Genomic DNA, 24,712 nt, shown 5'->3' on the forward strand with positions numbered 1-24,712 from the left:
CTATCTTGCGACCTCCTGTAAACCGTCCTTGAGGCGGTCCGCCAGAAACGCTACCTGCGGCGATTGCAGCAAAGAGAAGTGATGTCCTGGCGTGTCATACACTGCAAGTTGGTGCGAAATGAATTTACCCCAGCCCAAATCGCTTTCCAGTTCTCCTTCTCCCCAGAACTCCATCGCCTTGAACAAAACCACGGGACTCCCCGTGTAAAGCTGTGGTTGATACTGTTCCATGGCCCGTATATTTGCTTTGAAAACATCAAAAAGGTGGTGAAGTTGGTCCAGTTGCGTATCAGGGGGAATAACGCCAGCCTGTCTGGTTTGCTGCAGTATGTAAGCCAATTCGTCTCCCGGCACGTCTTGGGCTGCTTCTCTCACATTATCGATCGGGGTCCACAGACCCAGGTGCTGCATGAAACTAATGAGCAGGTCCGCATCGGATGTTTGCGTGTTGTCGGGTAGATGCGTATCAATCAGGATTAACCTGGCTATCTTCTGCCCTTGCATGTGTAGTTGCTGGGCCATTTCCAGGGCAATAATCCCTCCCATTGACCACCCGCCGAGGTAGTAGGGTCCCTCAGGTTGAACATGGCGAATAAGCGCAATGTAATGCGCGGCCATTTCTTCAACGTTAGAAGATGGCTCCTCTAATCCATCCAGCCCTCTGGCTTGTAGCCCATAGAATGGCTGCTGTGGCCCAAGATGGCGGGCCAGTTCAAAATAGCAGAAAACATTGCCGCCGACGGGATGAACAAAGAAAAGCGGATGGTGCTCAGGGATGCCGGCTTGAATAGGAACTAACGAGGTTGGCGCAGCCAGTTGGTCCTGGTTGTGTTGTCGCAGCGCGGCGGCCATTAGCTCAATGGTGGCGTTCTGGAAGATGGCAGTGAGGGGGAAGGTGGGGTGTACTTCTTGCCGCAATCGTGTCACCAGACGCACCGCCATGAGCGAGTGCCCGCCTAATTGGAAAAAGTCATCAGTAATTCCTACGGGATGTAAACCTAATACCTCTTCCCAGATTTGGACGAGTTGCCATTCCAGAGCGGTGCGCGGCCCCATCAGATCTTCCCGCCTGAGCAGGCTCGTTTCTCTCGGATTGGGCAGGGCCTGGCGGTCGACCTTGCCGTTGGGGGTCATGGGCAGGCTATCCAGCAGCACAAAGGCGGCGGGAACCATGTAGGGGGGCAAAACGGCTTGCAGCGCTTCGCGCAAGGCGGGCGGTGATAACGTGGCTGCCGGCTGCGCGGTTACATAAGCCACGAGTTGCTTCTCCGCCGCCGTGTCTCGTTCGCTCAGCGTGCGAGCCACGACCACCACATCCCGCACCGCCGACTGCTGCCGCAGCACGGCCTCAACTTCCCCCAACTCAATGCGGTAGCCACGCACCTTCACCTGATGGTCAATGCGCCCGATAAAGGCGATGTGACCATCGGGGCGGAAACGCGCCAGGTCGCCTGTGCGGTACAGGCGCGCGCCGGGCGTGCGGCTGAAGGGATGGGGCAGGAACCGCTCGGCCGTCAATCCGGGGCGGCGCAGATAACCGCGGGCCAGGCCGTCACCGCCAATGTACACCTCGCCGGGTACGCCCACGGGCACGGGTTGTAGCGCCTCATCCAGGATGTATACCCGCGTATTGTCAATAGGTCGCCCAATGGTCATTGGGCCGGCAGGGTCTCGCCGGGCATAAGTCGAGTAGGTGGTGTCCTCTGATGGCCCGTACAGGTCATAGACGCAATGTATGGTTGGCCGCTGCTGGTGGATTTGTTGGACCAGATCGGTGGGCAAGATTTCTCCGGCAAGGTTGACGACATGCACACCGTCGGGCAAGCCTTGCTGGCGCAACAGCTCTTTCATAGCGGAAGGCACGGTGTTTATCAGGCTCACGGTTTGCGCCGCGTCCGACTCTGGAACATCCAGGACCGTTTCCACCAGCACCACGGTTCCGCCACGGCTCAGGGGGACAAACAACTCAAATATGGATAGGTCAAAGCAAATGGAAGTGACAGCGAGCGTTCTGGCTAACACGGTATCATCAAACACCCCATGCGCCCAGCTAATCAGAGCCAGGGCGTTTTGATGGGTGATGGCTACCCCTTTGGGTTTTCCCGTGGAACCAGAGGTGTAGATCACGTAGGCCAGATTTCCGGCGTGACACCGCGCCGGCGGTGGTGCAACAGGCATGGCAGCTATGACGCCGCCATCTTCGTCCAGACAAATGACGTTATCAAGCACGTTTTCCCAGGCAGCCGCCAGTTCTTTTTCCGTCAGCAGCACGGGGGATTGCGTGTCTGACAGAATGAAACGAATGCGTTCCGCCGGATATGTCGGGTCCAGGGGCACATATCCTGCCCCGGCCTTCAACACGCCTAGCAGAGCAACAACCATGCTTACTGACCGCTTCAAGAAGACGCCCACGAGGGTTTCCGGTCCGACGCCCAGTCCACGCAGATAGTGGGCTAACTGGTTTGCCCGCCGGTCAAGTTCGCTGTAGGTCAGTTGCTCTTCGCCAAACGAAAGGGCTATCCGATCTGGCGTGGCGGCGGCCTGCGCTTCTATCAGTTGATGGATACATAGCGAAGAAGTGTACGGGCGGGTTGTTTCGTTCCAGGCAAACAGAATTTGCTGTGTTTCCGCCGGAGGCAGCAGAGGGAGTTGGGTAAAGGGCGCATGGGGTTGCTCCACAATGGCTGTCAGGAGATGTTGCCAATGGTCAGCCATACGGGCAATGGTGTCCGCGGCAAACAGGTCTATGTTATACTCTATGTCCCCCACCAATACGCCAGCATCATCGCCCATGGCCAGCGTCAGGTCAAACTTAGTGACGTGCAAGTCCACGGCGACGGGGTCCGTCGTCACTTCGGCGCGGGTTTCGCCGCCGTTGCCATAGCCCAGGTCAAAAGTAAACATCACCTGGAACAACGGATTACGGCTGAGGTCACGTTCGGGTTGGAGTTCCTGGACCAGCTTTTCAAAGGGCAAGTCCTGGTGGTCATAGGCCGCGAGGGTCATGGCGCGCACCCGCCGCAACAATTGGCGGAAAGAGGGGTGTCCTGACAGGTCCGTGCGCAGCACCAGCGTATTGACAAAGAAGCCAATCAATCCTTCCGTCTCAAACCGGTTACGGTTGGCAATAGGGGTTCCCACTACCACATCTTCTTGTCCGCTGTAACGCGCCAGCAGGATTTGAAAAGCGGTCAGCAAAAGCATGAACAGCGTGACGCCTTCGGCGCGAGCCACGGCGCGCAGGGCGGCGGCGGTTTCCGTAGGTATGACGAAGCTGTGCGCCGCGCCGCGGAAAGTTTGCGCCGGGGGACGAGGATAGTCGGTGGGCAAGGCGAGGGTAGGGAGGTCGGCTAACTGCGTGCGCCAATACTGCATTTGATGCGCCAACCCCGCGCCCTGCAACCACTGCTGCTGCCAGAGGGCAAAGTCAGCGTACTGGATGGGGAGTTCCGGCAGCGGCGAAGGCTGCCCCTGCTCATAAGCATGATAAAGGGCATCCAACTCACGTTCAAACAACGTTACTGACCAGCCATCTGAAATGATGTGGTGCATATTCACCAGCAGGACTTGTTCCGTGGGTGCAATGCGCAGCCAGGCAAAACGTATCAGGGGACCCTGGCTCAACACAAACGGGCGCGCCGCTTCTTCATCCACCAACTGTTGCGCCGCGGCCTGGCGTCGGGCGGGGGGCAGCCCTTGCAAGTCCACCACCGGCAGTGGTCGCGGCCGGTAAGGGGCAATGACCTGTACCGGTTCATCATCGACGAGAGCAAAAGTCGTGCGTAATGTTTCGTGGCGACGGACAATCTCATTGAGGCTGCGGGCGACCGTGGTCACGGACAACGACCCGCGTAAATACATGGCGGCGGGGATGTTATAGAACGAGCTATCAGGGGCCAACATATCCAGGAACCAGAGCCGTTGCTGTGCGAAGGAAAGGGGCAACGGCCCGTTGCGTTCGGCCGGCGTGATAGTAGTAGGCAGAGAAGGTGCATCAGGAACCGCGCGGCTGGATTCGATGAAGCCAGCTAATCCGGCCACGGTAGGGGACTCAAAGAGTTGGTGCAGGGGGAACTCAATGGCAAAAGTGTCGCGCAGGCGGGACACAACCTGGGTGGCCACCAGGGAGTGACCGCCGACCTCAAAGAAGTTATCCTGGACGCTGATCTGGTCTAAGCCTAATACCTGTGCCCAGGTATCCGCCACGAGCGCTTCAATAGGCGTGCGCGGCGGTGTGAAAGCGCGGCCACGGACCAGCCCCGCGCTGTCAGGGACGGGCAGGGCCTGGCGGTCGACCTTGCCGTTGGGGGTCATGGGCAGGCTATCCAGCAGCACAAAGGCGGCGGGAACCATGTAGGGGGGCAAAACGGCTTGCAGCGCTTCGCGCAAGGCGGGCGGTGATAACGTGGCTGCCGGCTGCGCGGTTACATAAGCCACGAGTTGCTTCTCCGCCGCCGTGTCTCGTTCGCTCAGCGTGCGAGCCACGACCACCACATCCCGCACCGCCGACTGCTGCCGCAGCACGGCCTCAACTTCCCCCAACTCAATGCGGTAGCCACGCACCTTCACCTGATGGTCAATGCGCCCGATAAAGGCGATGTGACCATCGGGGCGGAAACGCGCCAGGTCGCCTGTGCGGTACAGGCGCGCGCCGGGCGTGCGGCTGAAGGGATGGGGCAGGAACCGCTCGGCCGTCAATCCGGGGCGGCGCAGATAACCGCGGGCCAGGCCGTCACCGCCAATGTACACCTCGCCGGGCACGCCCACGGGCACGGGTTGTAGCTCCTCATCCAGGATGTATACCCGCGTATTGTCAATAGGTCGCCCAATCAAGGTGATGTCGTGAGCGGCATCTGGTGGAACCGGGGTCCAGGTTGAAATGACACTGTTTTCCGTTGGGCCGTAGTTGTTAATCAGCGCAAAAGGAGAACCGGGTTTGGGCGCGCGATTCAACTTGTCGCCGCCCGTATGCAGCAGACGCAGGGAGACATCAGTGGGCCAGGGTTCCAACAAAACGGCTTCGGCTAATGGGGTGGGGCAGAAAGCCACCGTGACAGCCTGCGCAACGAACCAGGCGACAAGCTGCGTGGGGACGGCGCGTATGCGGGTGTCAGGTATGTGGAGACTGGCGCCAAAACCGAGATTTGCCCATACTTCCCACGCCGAAGCATCAAAAGAAGGGCTGGCGATAACCGACGCCCGGTCATGAGGCGTTATCTCGCTGGTGTGTTTGTGCCAGTTAATCAGGTTCAAGAGACCCCGATGGGGGACGCCTACCCCTTTAGGTTTTCCGGTAGAGCCGGAAGTGTAGATGACATAAGCGAGATTTTCGGCGGCGACCTGCACAGCGGGCGTCTGGTCAGGCATTTGGGACACTGCCGCCCAATCGGCATCCAGGCAGATGACGTCCGCCGTTATGCCGGTCAAGTGGGATTGCAGGTCTTGTTGCGTCAACAGGGCTGGGAATTGTAAGTCCTGAGCAATGAACGCCAATCTGTCCGGCGGATGCGTGGGGTCCAGCGGCACGTAGCTGCCGCCAGCCTTCAGCACGGCCAGTTGGGCCACAATCATGGCGGCCGAACGGTCTAGCAGCACCCCCACTGTTACTTCTGAGCCAACGCCCCGCTGTTGCAGATAGTGAGCCAGTTGGTTAGCGCGCCCGTTGAGTGCGTGATATGTGAGGTGCAGGTCGCCATCCACAACGGCGAGGGCGTCGGGCGTGCGCTGGGCATGGGCGGAGACGATGTCGTGAATGCACCCGGTCAGCTCGCAAGGGGCGTCTGTTTCGTTCCAGGCAAACAGAATTTGCTGCGTTTCCGCCGGAGGCAGCAGAGGGAGTTGGGTAAAGGGCGCATGGGGTTGCTCCACAATGGCTGTCAGGAGATGTTGCCAATGGTCAACCATACGGGCAATGGTGTCCGCGGCAAACAGGTCTATGTTATACTCTATGTCCCCCACCAATACGCCAGCATCATCGCCCATGGCCAGCGTCAGGTCAAACTTGGTGACGTGCAAGTCCACGGCGACGGGGTCCGTCGTCACTTCGGCGCGGGTTTCGCCGCCGTTGCCATAGCCCAGGTCAAAAGTAAACATCACCTGGAACAACGGATTACGGCTGAGGTCACGTTCGGGTTGGAGTTCCTGGACCAGCTTTTCAAAGGGCAAGTCCTGGTGGTCATAGGCCGCGAGGGTCATGGCGCGCACCCGCCGCAACAATTGGCGGAAAGAGGGGTGTCCTGACAGGTCCGTGCGCAGCACCAGCGTATTGACAAAGAAGCCAATCAATCCTTCCGTCTCAAACCGGTTACGGTTGGCAATAGGGGTTCCCACTACCACATCTTCTTGTCCGCTGTAACGCGCCAGCAGGATTTGAAAAGCGGTCAGCAAAAGCATGAACAGCGTGACGCCTTCGGCGCGAGCCACGGCGCGCAGGGCGGCGGCGGTTTCCGTAGGTATGACGAAGCTGTGCGCCGCGCCGCGGAAAGTTTGCGCCGGGGGACGAGGATAGTCGGTGGGCAAGGCGAGGGTAGGGAGGTCGGCTAACTGCGTGCGCCAATACTGCATTTGATGCGCCAACCCCGCGCCCTGCAACCACTGCTGCTGCCAGAGGGCAAAGTCAGCGTACTGGATGGGGAGTTCCGGCAGCGGCGAAGGCTGCCCCTGCTCATAAGCATGATAAAGGGCATCCAACTCACGTTCAAACAACGTTACTGACCAGCCATCTGAAATGATGTGGTGCATATTCACCAGCAGGACTTGTTCCGTGGGTGCAATGCGCAGCCAGGCAAAACGTATCAGGGGACCCTGGCTCAACACAAACGGGCGCGCCGCTTCTTCATCCACCAACTGTTGCGCCGCGGCCTGGCGTCGGGCGGGGGGCAGCCCTTGCAAGTCCACCACCGGCAGTGGTCGCGGCCGGTAAGGGGCAATGACCTGTACCGGTTCATCATCGACGAGAGCAAAAGTCGTGCGTAATGTTTCGTGGCGACGGACAATCTCATTGAGGCTGCGGGCGACCGTGGTCACGGACAACGACCCGCGTAAATACATGGCGGCGGGGATGTTATAGAACGAGCTATCAGGGGCCAACATATCCAGGAACCAGAGCCGTTGCTGTGCGAAGGAAAGGGGCAACGGCCCGTTGCGTTCGGCCGGCGTGATAGTAGTAGGCAGAGAAGGTGCATCAGGAACCGCGCGGCTGGATTCGATGAAGCCAGCTAATCCGGCCACGGTAGGGGACTCAAAGAGTTGGTGCAGGGGGAACTCAATGGCAAAAGTGTCGCGCAGGCGGGACACAACCTGGGTGGCCACCAGGGAGTGACCGCCGACCTCAAAGAAGTTATCCTGGACGCTGATCTGGTCTAAGCCTAATACCTGTGCCCAGGTATCCGCCACGAGCGCTTCAATAGGCGTGCGCGGCGGTGTGAAAGCGCGGCCACGGACCAGCCCCGCGCTGTCAGGGACGGGCAGGGCCTGGCGGTCGACCTTGCCGTTGGGGGTCATGGGCAGGCTATCCAGCAGCACAAAGGCGGCGGGAACCATGTAGGGGGGCAAAACGGCTTGCAGCGCTTCGCGCAAGGCGGGCGGTGATAACGTGGCTGCCGGCTGCGCGGTTACATAAGCCACGAGTTGCTTCTCCGCCGCCGTGTCTCGTTCGCTCAGCGTGCGAGCCACCACCACCACATCCCGCACCGCCGACTGTTGCCGCAGCACGGCCTCAACTTCCCCCAACTCAATGCGGTAGCCACGCACCTTCACCTGATGGTCAATGCGCCCGATAAAGGCGATGTGACCATCGGGGCGGAAACGCGCCAGGTCGCCTGTGCGGTACAGGCGCGCGCCGGGCGTGCGGCTGAAGGGATGGGGCAGGAACCGCTCGGCCGTCAATCCGGGGCGGCGCAGATAACCGCGGGCCAGGCCGTCACCGCCAATGTACACCTCGCCGGGCACGCCCACGGGCACGGGTTGTAGCGCCTCATCCAGGATGTATACCCGCGTATTGTCAATAGGTCGCCCAATGGTCATTGGGCCGGCAGGGTCTCGCCGGGCATAAGTCGAGTAGGTGGTGTCCTCTGATGGCCCGTACAGGTCATAGACGCAATGTATGGTTGGCCGCTGCTGGTGGATTTGTTGGACCAGATCGGTGGGCAAGATTTCTCCGGCAAGGTTGACGACATGCACACCGTCGGGCAAGCCTTGCTGGCGCAACAGCTCTTTCATAGCGGAAGGCACGGTGTTTATCAGGCTCACGGTTTGCGCCGCGTCCGACTCTGGAACATCCAGGACCGTTTCCACCAGCACCACGGTTCCGCCACGGCTCAGGGGGACAAACAACTCAAATATGGATAGGTCAAAGCAAATGGAAGTGACAGCGAGCGTTCTGGCTAACACGGTATCATCAAACACCCCATGCGCCCAGCTAATCAGAGCCAGGGCGTTTTGATGGGTGATGGCTACCCCTTTGGGTTTTCCCGTGGAACCAGAGGTGTAGATCACGTAGGCCAGATTTCCGGCGTGACACCGCGCCGGCGGTGGTGCAACAGGCATGGCAGCTATGACGCCGCCATCTTCGTCCAGACAAATGACGTTATCAAGCACGTTTTCCCAGGCAGCCGCCAGTTCTTTTTCCGTCAGCAGCACGGGGGATTGCGTGTCTGACAGAATGAAACGAATGCGTTCCGCCGGATATGTCGGGTCCAGGGGCACATATCCTGCCCCTGCCTTCAACACGCCTAGCAGAGCAACAACCATGCTTACTGACCGCTTCAAGAAGACGCCCACGAGGGTTTCCGGTCCGACGCCCAGTCCACGCAGATAGTGGGCTAACTGGTTTGCCCGCCGGTCAAGTTCGCTGTAGGTCAGTTGCTCTTCGCCAAACGAAAGGGCTATCCGATCTGGCGTGGCGGCGGCCTGCGCTTCTATCAGTTGATGGATACATAGCGAAGAAGCGTACGGGCGGGTTGTTTCGTTCCAGGCGTACACTATCTGGTCTGATTCCGTCGTTGTTAATACTGATAACGCCCAGAGTGGCTGCTGTGGGTTAGATACAATTTCAGTTGCCAGTTGTTGTAAATGACTTGCCAGGTTTTGGATTGTGGCGGCCGTGAAAAGTTCGGTGCTGTATTCGATCTCTCCGCGCAATGTTTGCCCTGTGTCAAACATTGCCAGGCTTAGATCAAATTTGGCTGTACCGCTATCTGTTTCCAGGTCCAGGTCTGTTTCGGTGAGATAGGCGGTCTTGTCCAGGTCTAACCCGTTGTCATCAGATGTGGCTGCCTCCTCCACGGCTTCGTCGAAATCAAACATAACCTGAAACAAAGGGTTGCGGCCCGGGTCGCGTTCGGGCAGCAGGTCTTTGACCAGCAGTTCCAGCGGTAAATCTTGATTTGAATAGGCTTCCAGCGTTGTTTCTCGTATCTGCGCCAGCAGTTCCTGAACATTCAGGTGGCGGGAAAGTTGAGTGCGTATAACCAGTGTGTTCACAAAGAAGCCAATCAGCCCCTTGACTTCGGAACGGTGCCGTCCGGCGATGGGGATACCCACAAGAATATCCGACTGATTGGTGTATCGGCTCAGCAGCAAGTTGAATAGGGCCAATAACGTGTTGAACAGATTGTTTCCGGTCTGGCGACTCAGGTTTTTCAGCGCCTGACTGAGTTCTACCGGCATTTCAAACGGAATAGCAGCGCCGCGGAAAGATTGAGCGACCGGTCGGGGGTAGTCGGTGGGCAGGTCCAGAATGAAAGAAGCGCCTGACAATTTTCGCCGCCAATAATCGAGTTGCTTATCTAAACGCTCTCCCTGGAGCCACTGCTGTTGCCAGCTCGCAAAATCCGCATATTGGATGGGGAGTTCTGGCAAGGGGGAGAGATGATTGTCAAGAAACGCCGCATAGAGTGTTCTGAGTTCATCAATAAAGACGCGAACTGACCAGGCATCGGTAATGATGTGATGCATGTTCAGAACGAGAATGTGCTCATCTCCGTCCAGGCGCAGCAGTAGCGGGCGCAACAAGGGACCTTGCGTTAAGTTGAAGGGAGTTTTGACTTCTTGCGTTACCAGTTGTTGCGCTGTTGCTTGCCGGCAGGTTGCGGGTAAATGACACAAATCCACAACGGGCAGCCGCGTTGTACCAGGGGGATGTATAACCTGCACAGGCTGTTGTTCTAGCAGTGCAAAGGTCGTACGCAAAGTCTCATGCCGTTTAACAATCTGGTCTACGGCTTGTTGCAGCAGCGCAATATGCAGGGAGCCTCTTAATCTGGTGATGATGGGGACGTTGTAGAAGGGGCTGTCGGGCATTAGCTGGGACAGGAACCAGAGCCGTTGTTGGGCATAGGAAAGAGGCGCCGGCCCGCTCTGTTCCCGACGCGGAATCGTCCATTCTTTGTTTTTGAGCTGCCCGCGCAGCCGTTTTTCTAGCAAGAGTCGCCTGGCAACAGAGAGTTTTTCTTGTCGCTCGGACAAATCATCGCGCTGTTGCCGCGCATCATTTTCTTTTTGCATTTGTCCTACTTAGCCTTTTCAATAGCAATGCTTTTTTTGCTTCTGACAATTCAGATTCACGAACAGAGAGTTTGGCGCGCTGCTGCGAGACTTCGCTCTTGACATCGCTTTGGTCTAGCGATTGAGAAGCGGTGTCAGATTCATCTTGAGTTGTGTCTGGCGATGGCAGAAGCGTGCGAGCGACCTGCCCATCATACGCCAATGGCAGGGCATCTAGCAGAATGAAGACGGCAGGATGCATGTAGACGGGAAGTCGTTCCTTGAGGAAAGCGCGAAAGGCGCTAACTGGCGCTGCCGCACCTGGTTGCAGCACCACGTAAGCAACCAGGCGGGGATCGCCTGCCGTATTTTCGCCATGATGGGCCGAGGAACCAGACTGTATGCGTACATGAACCGCCTTTATATCTGGATGTTGTCCCAGTATGGATTCGATCTGACCGGGTTCTACGCGCCGCCCACGAATTTCTTGCAGATCCGTTGTTTGAGCCACGAATTCCAGGATGCCATCCGCGCGGCGGCAGGCAATTTCACCCGTTTTGAATAGGCGACTGCCGGGCTTATGGGCAAAAGGATGGGGAACAAAATGGGAGGCTGTCTGGCGCGGGGATTGGGCATACCCGCGCGTCATGCTGTCTGCTTCGATGTAGAGTTCCGCAGGCACACCGACAGGAACGGGTTGCATCCGTGCGTCCAGTAGATAAGCCTGTCTTCCTGGAATGGGGTGACCGATGATGGGGCGTTCGTTGTTGCTGTGGTCGGAATCAATCCGCGCTCCCCATGCGGCGCTGCCTATTCTGCCGGCATTATAGATTGAATGACCAGGGAGCCAACGGCGTAAAACATGGAGGGGACACACCCTATCTGTCGTGATTATGTGCTTTATGGTGGGACTGCTTTCTATAGACAGTTCGTTTAACTGCAAGGAAGACAGAACGAGGGTGGAGACGACTTGTTCCGTTACAAAATGGTCCAGGTTGACCTTTGGAGACAAGCTGGTTTGAGGATATAAACATAAAGTTGCTCCCATTTGCAAGCCAGGCAAAACGGCGGCCAATAGGGCGTTGCTTGTCCGGCACGCAGGTGTGAATACCCGGCTGTGCTGGTCAATAGGCGTCACCGATAGCTGCGTTGTCATTGCCAGATTGATCTCCCGATGCGTTAACAGCCGCGCGGGTTGGGCATCTGTGGCGGGAATTGCACAGGCCAGATTCGCGGATGTCAGATGGAGCGTAGGGGTATCGGCGCGGTTAGGCGCAATCATGCGCCAATCCCGGTCCAGGCAGATTATTTGCCAGTTCTCTGCCGGCAAATGGGGTGTCTGGTGTTGTTCTGTAATGAGAAAGGGGATGCTGGTGTGGCGGAAGGATGCCGGCATTTGTGCCAGTTCAGCAACATCGGCGAAAGGCAGCACACAGCCGCCTGCCTTCAACACAGCCAACATGGCCAGCGCGCCATTTTCTGGATAATCCAACCAAATCGCTACTGGCGTGTCCGGCCCTACCCCACACGAAAGAAGATAGTGGGCCAGGCGGTTGGCGCGTTCATTTAATTCACGGTAGGTAATATGCTCCTCTTGCGTCACGATTGCAATTGCATCCGGCGACTGCTCTGCTCGTGCGGCGATAAGAGTGTGCACCAGCGCCGTCTCCGCCGTTTCCTGGCGCATTTCCTGAATAGGCTGCCAGGATGACGCCAGCACCAATCGTTCAGATTCTTCCGCTGTTAAGAGAGGCACGTCGAGGACTCGTTGTGTCGGATCGCTCATTAAGTTTGCCAGGAGCGTCTGAAAATGGCCGACCATGCGCGAAACGGTAGCTCGTTCAAAAATGCCCGTGTTATAGGTGAGGGAGCAATGAAAATGAGTTCCTTTATCCTCCAGGCCAATCAGCAAATCGAATAAGGCAATATCGTTATCCATTTCCCAGGAATCAGGGCGAACCTCTTCCTGCGCCTCCTCGGCAATTTGCATCATGTCACGGCGGGTCATTCCATCCAGCAACAGCATCACCTGGAACAAGGGATTGTGGCTGACATCCCGATCCCGCTGTAGTTCCTGCACGAGCATCTCAAAGGGAAAATCGCGGTGTTCATGGGCGCTCAACGCCATTTGCCGCACCCGCTCCAATAGCTCCCAAAACGTGGGGTTGCCGGATAAATGGGTGCAAAGCACCAACGTGTTTACGAAGAAACCAATCAGGGGTTCAATTTCCCGATAATGCCGGTTGCCCACGGGTGTGCCGATTACGATGTGTTCCTGGCGACTGTAGCGAGAAAGCAGAAGAGAAAACGACGCCAGCATCGTCATGAACAAAGTAGTGTTGGCTTGTTGGCTGATTTGCTTGATTTGTTGCGAAAGTTCTGGGTCAAGTTGAAAAATGAGCGATTTCCCACGAAAGGATTGCACCGGTGGGCGTGGATAATCAATCGGCAATGCCAGCAGCGATGGCGCTCCGGCCAGTTCTTTTTTCCAATAGCGAAGTTGTTCTTGTAAAGGCTCTCCCGTCAACTGTTGGCGCTGCCAGACGGCAAAATCGGCGTATTGAATGGGCAATGCCGGCAGCGAAATGGCCCGACCGGTTGAATAAGCCTGATACAGTTTGTAGGCCTCTTCTACGAAGATGCTCACAGACCACCCATCAGAAATAATATGGTGCATTGTTAATAACAGCACCTGGTCGTCGTCATCCAGCCATAAAGCCGTCAGCCGAATGAGCGGTCCTTTTGTCAGGTCAAATGGCTGTTTGGATTCGGCGTCAGAGAGTCGCCGGGCTTCTGTGTCGCGTGCCGGCATAGGGATGTGGCGTAAATCAATGACCGGCACAAACAACGACAACTCATGGGCAATCAATTGAGCGGGTTGGCCCTCCACAAAGTTAAAGGTCGTTCGTAAGACTTCGTGCCGCCGCACCACCTCATCAAAACTGCGCTGAAGCGCATCCATATTGAGTGCCGTATGCAGCCTGGTGACCTGGAAGATGTTATAAGCGTGGCTTTCTGGTTCCCACTGGTAAAGAAACCAGAGACGCTGCTGATTCAAAGAGAGTGGCGCGGGGCTGAACACGGCGCGACGAGGGAGTTGTTCCGCCCTGGCCGCGGCCTTACCGGCCAACTGTGCTTCAAACGCCTTTTTCTGTTCGGGTGAAAGCCTGTTTCGCCGCGAAGACAATTGCGCGCGGCGTTGGGCTATTTCATCTCTGGTCGTCATTCTTTATTTCCTCGCAGATGTTTCTCAAACAGAGCTAACTGGTCCGCGGATAACTTTGTGCGCCGGGCCGATAAACTGGCTCGCCGTTGCGCTAACCTGTCTTCGGCTGCCTGGAGCGGCGTCGGCGGCATCTCTTGGGGCCTGGCGTGGATGAAAGACAGGAGAGTAGACAGCGCCTGATCGGGGTGAGCCGTCACGCTTTGCAGCAAGGCAACATAATGCCCCAGGAGTTGGGTGATGGTTTCCCGTTCAAATAAGGCTGTGTTGTACTCAATGAAGCCTGCTAAACGGTTTTGCGGTTGGACGGAAAACTCCAGGCGTAGATCAAACAAAGCTGTGCCGGTATCCAGTTCCAGCGGCCTGGCCTGGATGCCGCCTGCTTCAAATGCTGTCTGGGGCATGTTTTGCAGCGTGAACGTTGTTTGAAACAGCGGGTTTTGGTCAGAGATGCGTTGCGGGCGACACATTTCCACCAGACGTTCTATCGGCACGTCTTGATGAGTATAGGCTTCCAACACAACTTCGCGTGTCTGCCGCACCAATGCCTGAAACGAGGGGGCGCTTTGGAAATTGAGTCGTAAAGCAAGAACATTCACAAAATAACCAATGAGAGGCTCTGTTTCACGTTGGTGTCGGCCAGCAATGGGCGCGCCGATAATCATCTCTGGTTGTCCTGTGTAACGGTGGAGGAGCGCGCCATAGGATGCCAGCAGCGTCATGAAGAGGGTGGCTTTGGCTTGTTGGCCGGCGGCGTATAGAGCGTCGCTCAAGACTTTGGGCAAGACAAACCATTGGCGGGCGCCGGCGAAGGTGTACCTGGCAGGTTTGGGGTGGTCACAAGGAAGCGTTAGGGGAGGGGGCAAGCTTGCCAACTGGGTTTGCCAGTAGGCTATCTGATCCGCCAGGATGGCTGGCTGCAGCCAGCGTCGCTGCCAAAGGGCGACATCTTTGTACTGAATGGGGAGTGGGGACAGGGTGGGTTCCTTCTTTTCCGCCCCAGCGCCATAGAGCGCGGCCAGTTCATTGGTCATGACGACGAGGGACCAGCCATCGGTGATGATATGGTGCATGGATAAGAGCAATAGATGATTTTGGTCCGCTATACGGATGAGGCCCGCGTGCAGCAGCGGCGCTTGCGACATTTGAAAGGCACGCTGCCCAAAGACACGGGCTGCTTGAACGGCTTCTGCTTCTGCCTCTGCCTGGGGCAGTTGGTGTATATCTATGAGGGGGAGGGGGATGGTTGATGCCGGCATTATTCGCTGCGTCGGCTGGCCGTCAACCATGATGATGGCTGTCCGGATTGCTTCATGTCGCGCCAAAATCTGGTTGAGGCATTTTGTCAAGAGGGGTATATCCAGGGAACCAGACAGGCGCAGCGAGAAAAGGATATTATAAGCAGTGTTCCCAGGATACAATTGCTCAACGAGCCACAGTTGTTGTTGCCCCCAGGAAAGAGGAATGGGTGTGTTTGCGCCCAGGACATATGGCCGGATAGGCGGTAGACGGGGAGGATCAAGAGCTGTCTCGTTGTTGCTAAGCCATAGAGCTAGTTGCGCGATGGTGGGGTTTTCAAAGAATGCCGGCATGGTCAATGGCGTCCGCAAGGCAGCATTGATGCGCGAAATCGCTTGCAAAGCCGTGAGCGAGTTTCCCCCTAGCTCAAAAAAATCATCGTGTATGCCGATTGGCGCGACCGCCAATACCTGACGCCAGATAGCAGCCAGACTATCTTCCAGAGGCGTGCGCGGAAAGCCGACGTCTGTTGCCGACAGTTCCGCGGTGGCTGCGCTTAAGGCGCGCCGGTCTATCTTTCCATTGGGCATCAGCGGCAGCGATGGGACCAGGACATACCTGGCCGGTATCATATAATCTGGCAAATGTGCTTGCACGAATGCTTGCGCCATTTTTTCAGATAGTTCTTGATTATCTTCGCGCACAAGATAGGCTGTCAGATGCGTGGAGCCGGCGACTGGCTGCACCACTACCGCCGCCTCATGTACCGCGGGATGTTGTCGCAGCGCTGCTTCTATTTCGCCCAACTCGACGCGGAATCCGCGAATTTTCACCTGACGATCGATCCGGTCAAGATATTCGATTTGCCCATCGGGCATACGGCGAGCCAGGTCGCCGGTGCGATACAATCTACCTCCTGGCAGTAAGCTGAAAGGATCGGGAACGAACTTCTCCGCCGTCAACCCCGGTCGGTGCAGATAACCACGAGCCACCCCGATTCCGCCGATACACAGTTCGCCAGAAACGCCCGGCGCTACGGGCCGGCCCCATTCATCAAGTAGGTGGGTCGTCATGTTGTCCAGCGGGCGCCCAATCGGAATTGTCGTGACGGCGTCGGCGCAGTGTTCATACACAGTTGTGGTAATGGTCGCTTCTGTTGGGCCATAAGCATTCCACCAGCGAATATGGCCGGCGGCTATTTCCCGCCATTGACGCAACCGCTCTGGTAAGACTATTTCGCTGCCGGCAATGACGGCTCGTAGCCAGGGGGAGGGTTTTTCTTGATGCCGCGCCAGGTGAGTGACCCATTCATGCCAGTAAGATGCCGGCAGATTAAGAACCGTTAGCGCCGCCTCCGTCACAGATTGCCCAAACGCTTCCAGAGAAAGCAGGTGCTCCATTCGCAGAAAAACGAGACCGCCGGCCAGCCAGGTTGGGTACAGTTCTTCCGCGGCCACGTCAAAATTCATGGAGGCAAACTGCAATACCCGATCTCGCGCAGTCAGGTCATAAGCGACCATGACGGCGTGACTGTGGTTCACCAGCGACCGGTGCGTCACCATAACGCCTTTCGGTTGACCGGTGGAGCCAGAGGTATAGAGGACATAGGCCAGGTTCGCGGGGTCAATCAAGACAGGCGGAGCAACGTCAGGTTTCGTAGCGATGGCGGCACGGTCTCTGCTAAGGCAGACAACCTTTATGTCACGGTCATCAACATCGTGCCGGTGGGCGTGAGCGGTTACGACCACGTTTATCCCCGCGTCCTGCAACACGTACTTAAGGCGGTCGGCAGGATAGGCCGGATCAAGCGGCACGTACCCCCCACCTGCTTTAAGGACGCCCAGCAGGGCCACCGCCATTTCCACCGAACGATCCAGGTAGACGCCTACCAACTCTTCGGGACGAACCCCTTGCTCGCACAAGTAGTGCGCGAGTTGGTTGGCGCGTCTATTCAGGACGTCATAGGTCAGGTGTTGGTCTCCACCGACCAGGGCCACTGCATCTGGACTCCCCACCGCCTGCCGGCGGAACATCTCAGGTATTGTTTGGGTAATTGCCGACGCCGCGGGCGGCTGGTCATGTGCCTTCAGCATATTTACCACCTGTGGAGAGGGCTTCTTCGTCCTCCAGCAGAGCCATGACTTCCTCTTCAGACAACCCTTCAATCTCCGTCAGCAGGATTTCATCCAGAGCCAGGGCCAACTCGGCAATCGTGGGTTGCTCGAAGAAAAGGCGCAGGGATAGTTCGACCTGAAAAACATCCTGAACTTTGGCCATCAGCTGGATGACCAGCATGGAATGGCCGCCCAGTTCAAAGAAATTGTCATAGATGCCCGGCTGTTCAATTCCCAACGTTTCCGCCCACAATTCCGTCAGCATTTCCTCGGAAAGCGTGCGCGGTGCCACATATCCCCCATCCAATTCAGGACGCACTCGCTCCGGCGTCGGCAGCATCCGGCGGTCAAGTTTCCCACTAGTCGTCAAAGGCATTGCTTCGAGCATGACTATGGAGGTAGGAATCATGTAATCGGGCAATTTCTCTTGCAGAAAAGCCCGAATCTCATTAACGTTCAGCGCATGGTCTTCAATGCCCACAACATAGGCTGTGAGATAACTGTTTCCGGGGGTATCCTCGCGCGCGATAACGGCTGCCTGTCCTACTTGGGGGTGCTCCGTTAATCTGGCCTCAATTTCACCGGGTTCGATGCGGAAGCCGCGAATCTTCACCTGGTTGTCCCCCCGCCCCACGAACTCAATGGTGCCATCTGGTCGATAGCGAGCCAGGTCGCCCGTTTTGTACAGGCGCGCCCCCGGGCGGTCGCTGTAAGGATGGGGGATGAAACGGGCGGCGGTCAGGCTGGGGTGGCGCAAATACCCCCGCGCCAGTCCGGCGCCGGCAATGTGCAATTCGCCCGGAATGCCCACCGGCGTGGGGTGCAAGTAAGGGTCGAGAATGTAAGCCTGCACATGGGGAATAGGGCGACCGAGCGGGACTTCGTACTCGTGGTCGGCTTCGCGTTGGCTCAGATTGTCGCTGATAGCCACGATGGTGCCTTCGGTTGGGCCATAGGTGTTGACCAACTGGACCTGGGGGCTGACCAACGTGCGCCATTGCCGCCACCGTTCCGGCAGTGCCCGTTCCCCGCCAATAATGACCAGGCGGACCGTTTCTGGCCAGAGGAGGGTTTCGGCCACCATGCCCCGAGTCAATTCGTGCCAGTAGGCAGTGGGCAGGTCGAGGAAGGTAATGGCCTGCTGCCGGCAGATGCGCAAGAAGTGAGCGGCTGGGCCGAGCATATCATCGGTACGTAGCAGCAGGGTCGCGCCAGAGGCGAGGCAGGGGTAGATTTCTTCGGCGGCGGTGTCAAAGCTGATGGAGGCAAACTGGAGTACGCGGTCCGTGGCCGTCACCTGGAAGTTTTCGATGGCGGTGGTGGTGTAATCCGCCAGCGCGCCGTTGGAGATGGCCACGCCTTTGGGCAGGCCGGTGGAGCCAGAGGTGTAGATGATGTAGGCGTTCTGCTGGGGGTGGATAGCGACGCGGGGAGGGGTTGTCTCTTGTTGCGCCAGCCGGTCGGCGCAGGCGTCCAGGCAGAGGGTGTGTCCGTCGAAGGCGGGGGGTTGCGCCAGCAGTTGGCTGTGGGTGAGCAGCACGGCTGCGCCGGCATCGCGCAGCATGAATTCGCGGCGGCTGGCGGGGTAGAGCGGGTCTAATGGCAGGTACGCGCCGCCCGCTTTCAGGGTCGCCAGGAGAGCGACCAGCAGTTCCGGGGTGCGTTCCAGGCAAATGCCGACGACCGTTTCCGCGCCGACGCCTTGCTGGCGCAGGTAGCGAGCCAGTTGGTTGGCGCGTTGTTCCAAAGCGGCGTAGCTGAGACAGGTGTCTTGATAGGCGATGGCGATGGCGTCTGGGGTGGCCGCCGCTTGAGCGGCGAAGCGGGCGTGGACGCTGTGGAAGGCTGGTCGTGGGGTGGGGGGAGGATTCCAGGCACGGAGGATTTGGGCTTCTGTATCGGGCGTTAGCAGGGGCAGATACCCGATGGGTTGGTCGGGGTCGGCCAGCGCCGCGCCGAGCAGTGTTTCAAACTGCGCGGCCAACCTGACGATGGTTTCGTCTTCGTAGAGGTCTGTGTTGTATTCCCAAGAGCAAATGATGCCGGCATTCTGCGCTTCAGCAAACAGCGCCAGGTCAAATTTGGCGGCATTGGTCGAGACGCCAACCACATCATCCTCTGCTGTTGTGTCTGCCGTACCCTCTGTTGCCGCCATGTGCCGCCAATCCTGCCATTCAAACAAGAACTGGACCAACACGTTACGGCTCATATCGCGCCGCGTTTGTAGACTGGCGATAATATGCTCAACAGGTAGGTCTTTGTGCAAGTGTGCCTCTAAGACGACCTGGCGCGTGCGCTGCAATAACGCGCGAAACGTTGGGTTACCAGACAGGTCCGTGCGCAGCACAATGGTGTCCACAAAGAAGCCAATCAACTTTTCTAGCTCAGGTCGATCTCGATTGGCGAAAGAAGACCCGACTGTAATGTCTGTCTGCCCGGTCATACGCGACAGCAGTATTTTGAGTACGGCCATGCTGATCATGAAACCGGTTACCGATTCTTGCCGGCAAAGCGCATCCAATCCCGCGTTCAATGAAGGAGACAACCTGACAGTCCGCGTTGCTCCGTTATCGGTTTGGACAGGGGGATGTGGCCGGTCGGTTGGTAGTTGCAGTGGCGTAAAATTCGCTAACTTTTGTCGCCAATAGTCTTGCAAACGTTCTAGCGCCTCTCCCTGCAACCGTTCCCGCTGCCAGTGAGCAAAATCAGCATACTGGATAGGCAATGCCGGCAGCGACGAGGGATCGCCGATCGCCAATGCCTCATAGAGGGATGTCAACTCATTCTTGCGTAGTTGAATGGACCAGCCATCGCAAGAGATATGATGTTGCGTGAAAACGGTAACGTGCTCGTCTGCCGCCAGACGAATGAGGACTGCCCGCCAGGGCTGTTCCCGCTGTAAATGAAAGGGGCGTTGGGCCTGGGCGGATGCCAGCCGCATCATTTCGGCTTCGCGCGCTCTTTCAGACAGGTCGGCCAGATCGATCAGGGGTAATGACCATGCCGGCACAGGTTCTACGACCTGGAAAGGTTCCCCATCAACAACTTCATATATCGTGCGCATTACTTCATGGCGGCGCACAATCTCCAGAATGGCCGCTGACAACGCCTCAGGATACAGCGCCCCTCTGGTGCGAGTCATTTCCGACATATTGTAAGCCGCGCTATCAGGATCCCATTGTTCCAGGAACCAGAGCCGCTGTTGCGCAAAAGAAAGGGGCAGACGGCCATTGCGCGGCACGGATACAATCGGGGCCAGCGATAGCCCCTGTTCCAGGCGCAGGGCGTCATCAATAAAAGCGGACAAATCAGCAATCGTCGGCGTATTGAACAACTGCGGCAGCGGCAGTTCCACCTGGAACACTTTGCGCACTCGTGACACAATTTGTACAGCCAGCAGGGAATGGCCGCCCAAATCAAAGAAGTTGTCGTGGACGCCGACTTGCTGCACTTGCAAAACATCCGCCCAGATGGCCGCCAAAGACTCCTCGGTGATCGTTCGCGGCGGGGCATATGCTTCCGCCAAGTCTGGCCTCTCTCCTTCTGGTTTGGGCAACGCCTGACGATCTACTTTGCCGCTTACTGTCAGAGGAAAGGCTTCCAACGAAACAAATAACGCGGGAACCATGTAATCTGGCAGGTTCTGCCGCAGGAACTGGCGCAGGTCGCTGATCGGCGTGTTTTTCGCTTCATCTTTGAGTACGACGTAGGCAACCAGTAGTTTATTGTCCGGGTCCTTTTCTATATCTTGAGTCAGGATGATGCCTTGAGCTACAGCGGGATGTTTTCCTAAAACAGTCTCAATTTCACCGGGTTCGACGCGGAAGCCGCGAATCTTCACCTGGTTGTCCCCCCGCCCCACGAACTCAATGGTGCCATCTGGTCGATAGCGAGCCAGGTCGCCCGTTTTGTACAGGCGCGCCCCCGGGCGGTCGCTGTAAGGATGGGGGATGAAACGGGCGGCGGTCAGGCTGGGGTGGCGCAAATACCCCCGCGCCAGTCCGGCGCCGGCAATGTGCAATTCGCCCGGAATGCCCACCGGCGTGGGGTGCAAGTAAGGGTCGAGAATGTAAGCCTGCACATGGGGAATAGGGCGACCGAGCGGGACTTCGTACTCGTGGTCGGCTTCGCGTTGGCTCAGATTGTCGCTGATAGCCACGATGGTGCCTTCGGTTGGGCCATAGGTGTTGACCAACTGGACCTGGGGGCTGACCAACGTGCGCCATTGCCGCCACCGTTCCGGCAGTGCCCGTTCCCCGCCAATAATGACCAGGCGGACCGTTTCTGGCCAGAGGAGGGTTTCGGCCACCATGCCCCGAGTCAATTCGTGCCAGTAGGCAGTGGGCAGGTCGAGGAAGGTAATGGCCTGCTGCCGGCAGATGCGCAAGAAGTGAGCGGCTGGGCCGAGCATATCATCGGTACGTAGCAGCAGGGTCGCGCCAGAGGCGAGGCAGGGGTAGATTTCTTCGGCGGCGGTGTCAAAGCTGATGGAGGCAAACTGGAGTACGCGGTCCGTGGCCGTCACCTGGAAGTTTTCGATGGCGGTGGTGGTGTAATCCGCCAGCGCGCCGTTGGAGATGGCCACGCCTTTGGGCAGGCCGGTGGAGCCAGAGGTGTAGATGATGTAGGCGTTCTGCTGGGGGTGGATAGCGACGCGGGGAGGGGTTGTCTCTTGTTGCGCCAGCCGGTCGGCGCAGGCGTCCAGGCAGAGGGTGTGTCCGTCGAAGGCGGGGGGTTGCGCCAGCAGTTGGCTGTGGGTGAGCAGCACGGCTGCGCCGGCATCGCGCAGCATGAATTCGCGGCGGCTGGCGGGGTAGAGCGGGTCTAATGGCAGGTACGCGCCGCCCGCTTTCAGGGTCGCCAGGAGAGCGACCAGCAGTTCCGGGGTGCGTTCCAGGCAAATGCCGACGACCGTTTCCGCGCCGACGCCTTGCTGGCGCAGGTAGCGAGCCAGTTGGTTGGCGCGTTGTTCCAAAGCGGCGTAGCTGAGGCAGGTGTCTTGATAGGCGATGGCGATGGCGTCTGGGGTGGCCGCCGCTTGAGCGGCGAAGCGGGCGTGGACGCTGTGGAAGGCTGGTCGTGGGGTGGGGGGAGGATTCCAGGCACGGAGGATTTGGGCTTCTGTATCGGGCGTTAGCAGGGGCAGATACCCGATGGGTTGGTCGGGGTCGGCCAGCGCCGCGCCGAGCAGCGTTTCAAACTGCGCGGCCAGCCTGACGATGGTTTCGTCTTCGTAGAGGTCTGTGTTGTATTCCCAGGAGCATTCAATGACCCCGTTGTTTTTTTCCATTGACAGCGTCAGATCAAATTTAGTCGTATCTGTGGCGGTGCGCCCCAGGCTGGCAATAGAGGTGCCGTGGTAGCCTTCTGTATCTGGGAACATCTCTTGCCAATCTTGCCAGGCGAATAAAACCTGGAAGAATGGATTACGGTTCATGACGTCTCGCCGCGGGTGAAGTGCCGCAATAATGTGATCAACCGGCAGGTCTTTGTGTGTTTGAGCGGAGAGTACAACTTCTTGAACGCGGTGCAGCAATTCTCGAAAGGGCGGATTGCCGGACAGATCGGTGCGTAAGATAATGGTGTCAACAAAGAATCCAATTAGCTTCTCTAATTCAGGTCGTTCCCGGTTGGTGGTAATGGAACCAATGATAATGTCGTGCTGGTTGGCATACCGTCCTAACAATACTTTGAAGGTGGCCAGGCCAACGATGAATCCGGTGACTTTTTCTTGTTGCGCCAGAAGCTGTAAGGATGATGTGAAATTTGCCGGCAGTGCCCGGGAACGCATCACGCCTTTGGCATAGGGTGTCGGGTGTCGGGGCCGGTCAACGGGCAGTTGCAGCAGAGTTGCATCCGCCAGTTTTTGTCGCCAATAAGCCAGCAATTTGTCTGGTGACTGGCCGAGCAGTCGTTGTTGTTGCCAGTACGCAAAATCACCATATTGGATAGGTAATGCCGGCAGCGGGGAGGGATTGCCGGCAGCGAAAGCCTGGTAAAGCGCCGTTAGCTCGTTTTGCCGTATGGTAATAGACCACCCATCGCAAGAGATGTGATGCTGCGTGAAAACGGTAATGTGCTCATCTGCCGCCAGGCGGATGAGTACCGCCCGCCACGGCAAATCGCGCCGCAAGTCAATAGGGCATTCCGCTTCTATTTTGGCTAATTTCCGCAACTCTTCATCGCGCTTTTCTTCTGCCAGCCCACTTAGGTCAACCTGCGATAGTGACCAGTCAATTGATGGGGCAATGATCTGTACCGGCTCGTCATCGACGACCGCGTAGCGTGTGCGTAAAATCTCGTGTCGGCGAGCCATTTCCAAAAACGCCTGCTCAAGGGCAGCGAACACAAGCCGCCCCTTGATCTGAATACCGTGTGACTCATTGTAGGCGGGGCTATCTGGTTCCCATTCAAAGAGGAACCATAGGCGCGCCTGAGCAAACGATAGCGGTGCCATGGATGGATCCGGACGTTGGGGAATGATGTCGGGAACACGCTTATCCCCTTCGCCCCGTAACCGTTTTTGTAATAATGCCAGCTTCTCGGCGGACAGGTTTGCTCGTTTCTGTTGGAGGATTTCCTCGCTGCTCACGTACTTAACCCCACTTTACCGCTGATCATACAGATTAGATCGATCAATAGATAAGGTAACTATTCAGCCTCCGGGGCACACGGACCAACGAACCTTCACGGAAGCTCAACTTCGGACCCCAATCGTCACATTGTTCGAGTCATTTGGGATTGACGATGCAATGCCGTACTTTATTTCATCGTCAGCCCTTAGCATCAAGACAACTTCCGGGAAATGGTGGTGAATAGTTACCAGAAAAGGAGGAGTGCGCATAACTGGCACACTCCCCGTCTAAACCTGGCGCGAAATTTGCTCCAGGTCGTAAGCCAGGACCTGCCAAAAGGCATTCTGCTCACCGTTAATGAAAAAATGGCCGCCAGGGAGCGTTCGCAGTCGAAACTTGCCCGTTGTTTGTTCGCTCCAGGCCGCTACTTCGTCATAGGTCATTAAATCGTCTTTGGCCCCGCGGAAGGCAGAGATCGGGCAGGCCAGTGGATGTTCCGTCACATAGGTGTAGGTCTCGTTCATCTGGAAATCTGCACGCAAGATAGGCGTGATCAGTTCCATCAATTCGGCGTTTTCCAGAATGCTCGCATCCATACCGCCGAGTTGCCGCACCTTTTCTAAGAATGCGGCATCTGGCAAAGCGTAAAAAGGGCTTTCGCGCCTGGATGATTGGGGGGCGCTACGCGCGGATACGAAAAGGTGTTTTGGCAGGATGTTGTGTTTCCGACGCAATTCTCGTGTCAGGACGAAAGCAACCAAAGCCCCCAGGCTGTGCCCGAAAAAAGCAAAAGGTTTGTCTAGTCGTGCCGGCATTGTCTCCAGCAAGCTTGCCACCAGGGGTTCCACCTGAGTATAAGGCGCTTCTCGGACACGAGACTCCCGTCCCGGCGGCTGCACGGCGCAAATCTCTATGTCGCCGGGCAGATACTTCGACCATTCACGGAAAACTGTCGCTCCAGCGCCGGCATAAGGAAAACAAAACAGGCGCAGTTTGCAGTTCGGATTAGGACGGGGAATCAAAAACCATTTGTCTGTTTTTTTTGTTGCTTCTGTCATCATCACCATCAGATTTAC

The 24,712-nt window shown here is 57.4% G+C and carries 5 protein-coding genes; all 5 read right to left on the reverse strand.

Features of this window, described 5'->3' with window-relative positions; genetic code table 11:
- The 5 genes from H6650_19935 to H6650_19955 all read right to left on the reverse strand — a co-directional run bounded on the left by H6650_19935 (nucleotide 1) and on the right by H6650_19955 (nucleotide 24,697).
- A complete protein-coding gene (locus tag H6650_19935) occupies nucleotides 1-10,506 on the reverse strand; it encodes an amino acid adenylation domain-containing protein (GenBank protein MCB8954282.1) in 10,506 nt (3,501 codons plus the stop codon).
- Complete coding sequence (locus H6650_19940; protein MCB8954283.1) at nucleotides 10,490-13,711, reverse strand: AMP-binding protein; 3,222 nt, start codon at nucleotides 13,709-13,711, stop codon at nucleotides 10,490-10,492. Before H6650_19940 ends, H6650_19935 begins: the two co-directional genes overlap by 17 nt.
- A complete protein-coding gene (locus H6650_19945) occupies nucleotides 13,708-17,040 on the reverse strand; it encodes an amino acid adenylation domain-containing protein (GenBank protein MCB8954284.1) in 3,333 nt (1,110 codons plus the stop codon). The genes H6650_19940 and H6650_19945 overlap by 4 nt, the downstream gene beginning before the upstream one ends.
- Nucleotides 17,024-23,518, reverse strand: coding sequence for an amino acid adenylation domain-containing protein (locus tag H6650_19950; protein ID MCB8954285.1), 6,495 nt, complete (start codon nucleotides 23,516-23,518; stop codon nucleotides 17,024-17,026). The genes H6650_19945 and H6650_19950 overlap by 17 nt, the downstream gene beginning before the upstream one ends.
- A gap of 405 nt (nucleotides 23,519-23,923) precedes the next feature.
- Complete coding sequence (locus H6650_19955) at nucleotides 23,924-24,697, reverse strand: thioesterase (protein ID MCB8954286.1); 774 nt, start codon at nucleotides 24,695-24,697, stop codon at nucleotides 23,924-23,926.
- Between the last annotated feature and the right edge of the window lie 15 nt (nucleotides 24,698-24,712).

The organism is Ardenticatenales bacterium, from assembly GCA_020634515.1.
In the GTDB taxonomy this organism is placed as follows: Bacteria; Chloroflexota; Anaerolineae; order Promineifilales; family Promineifilaceae; genus JAGVTM01.

Bases quoted from the DNA above. Each gene is read 5' to 3' on its own strand.
- H6650_19955 (MCB8954286.1), bottom strand. From the start codon at position 24,697: ATGATGACAGAAGCAACAAAAAAAACAGACAAATGGTTTTTGATTCCC.
- H6650_19945 (MCB8954284.1), bottom strand. From the start codon at position 17,040: ATGCTGAAGGCACATGACCAGCCGCCCGCGGCGTCGGCAATTACCCAA.
- H6650_19950 (MCB8954285.1), bottom strand. From the start codon at position 23,518: ATGGCACCGCTATCGTTTGCTCAGGCGCGCCTATGGTTCCTCTTTGAA.
- H6650_19935 (MCB8954282.1), bottom strand. From the start codon at position 10,506: ATGCAAAAAGAAAATGATGCGCGGCAACAGCGCGATGATTTGTCCGAG.
- H6650_19940 (MCB8954283.1), bottom strand. From the start codon at position 13,711: ATGACGACCAGAGATGAAATAGCCCAACGCCGCGCGCAATTGTCTTCG.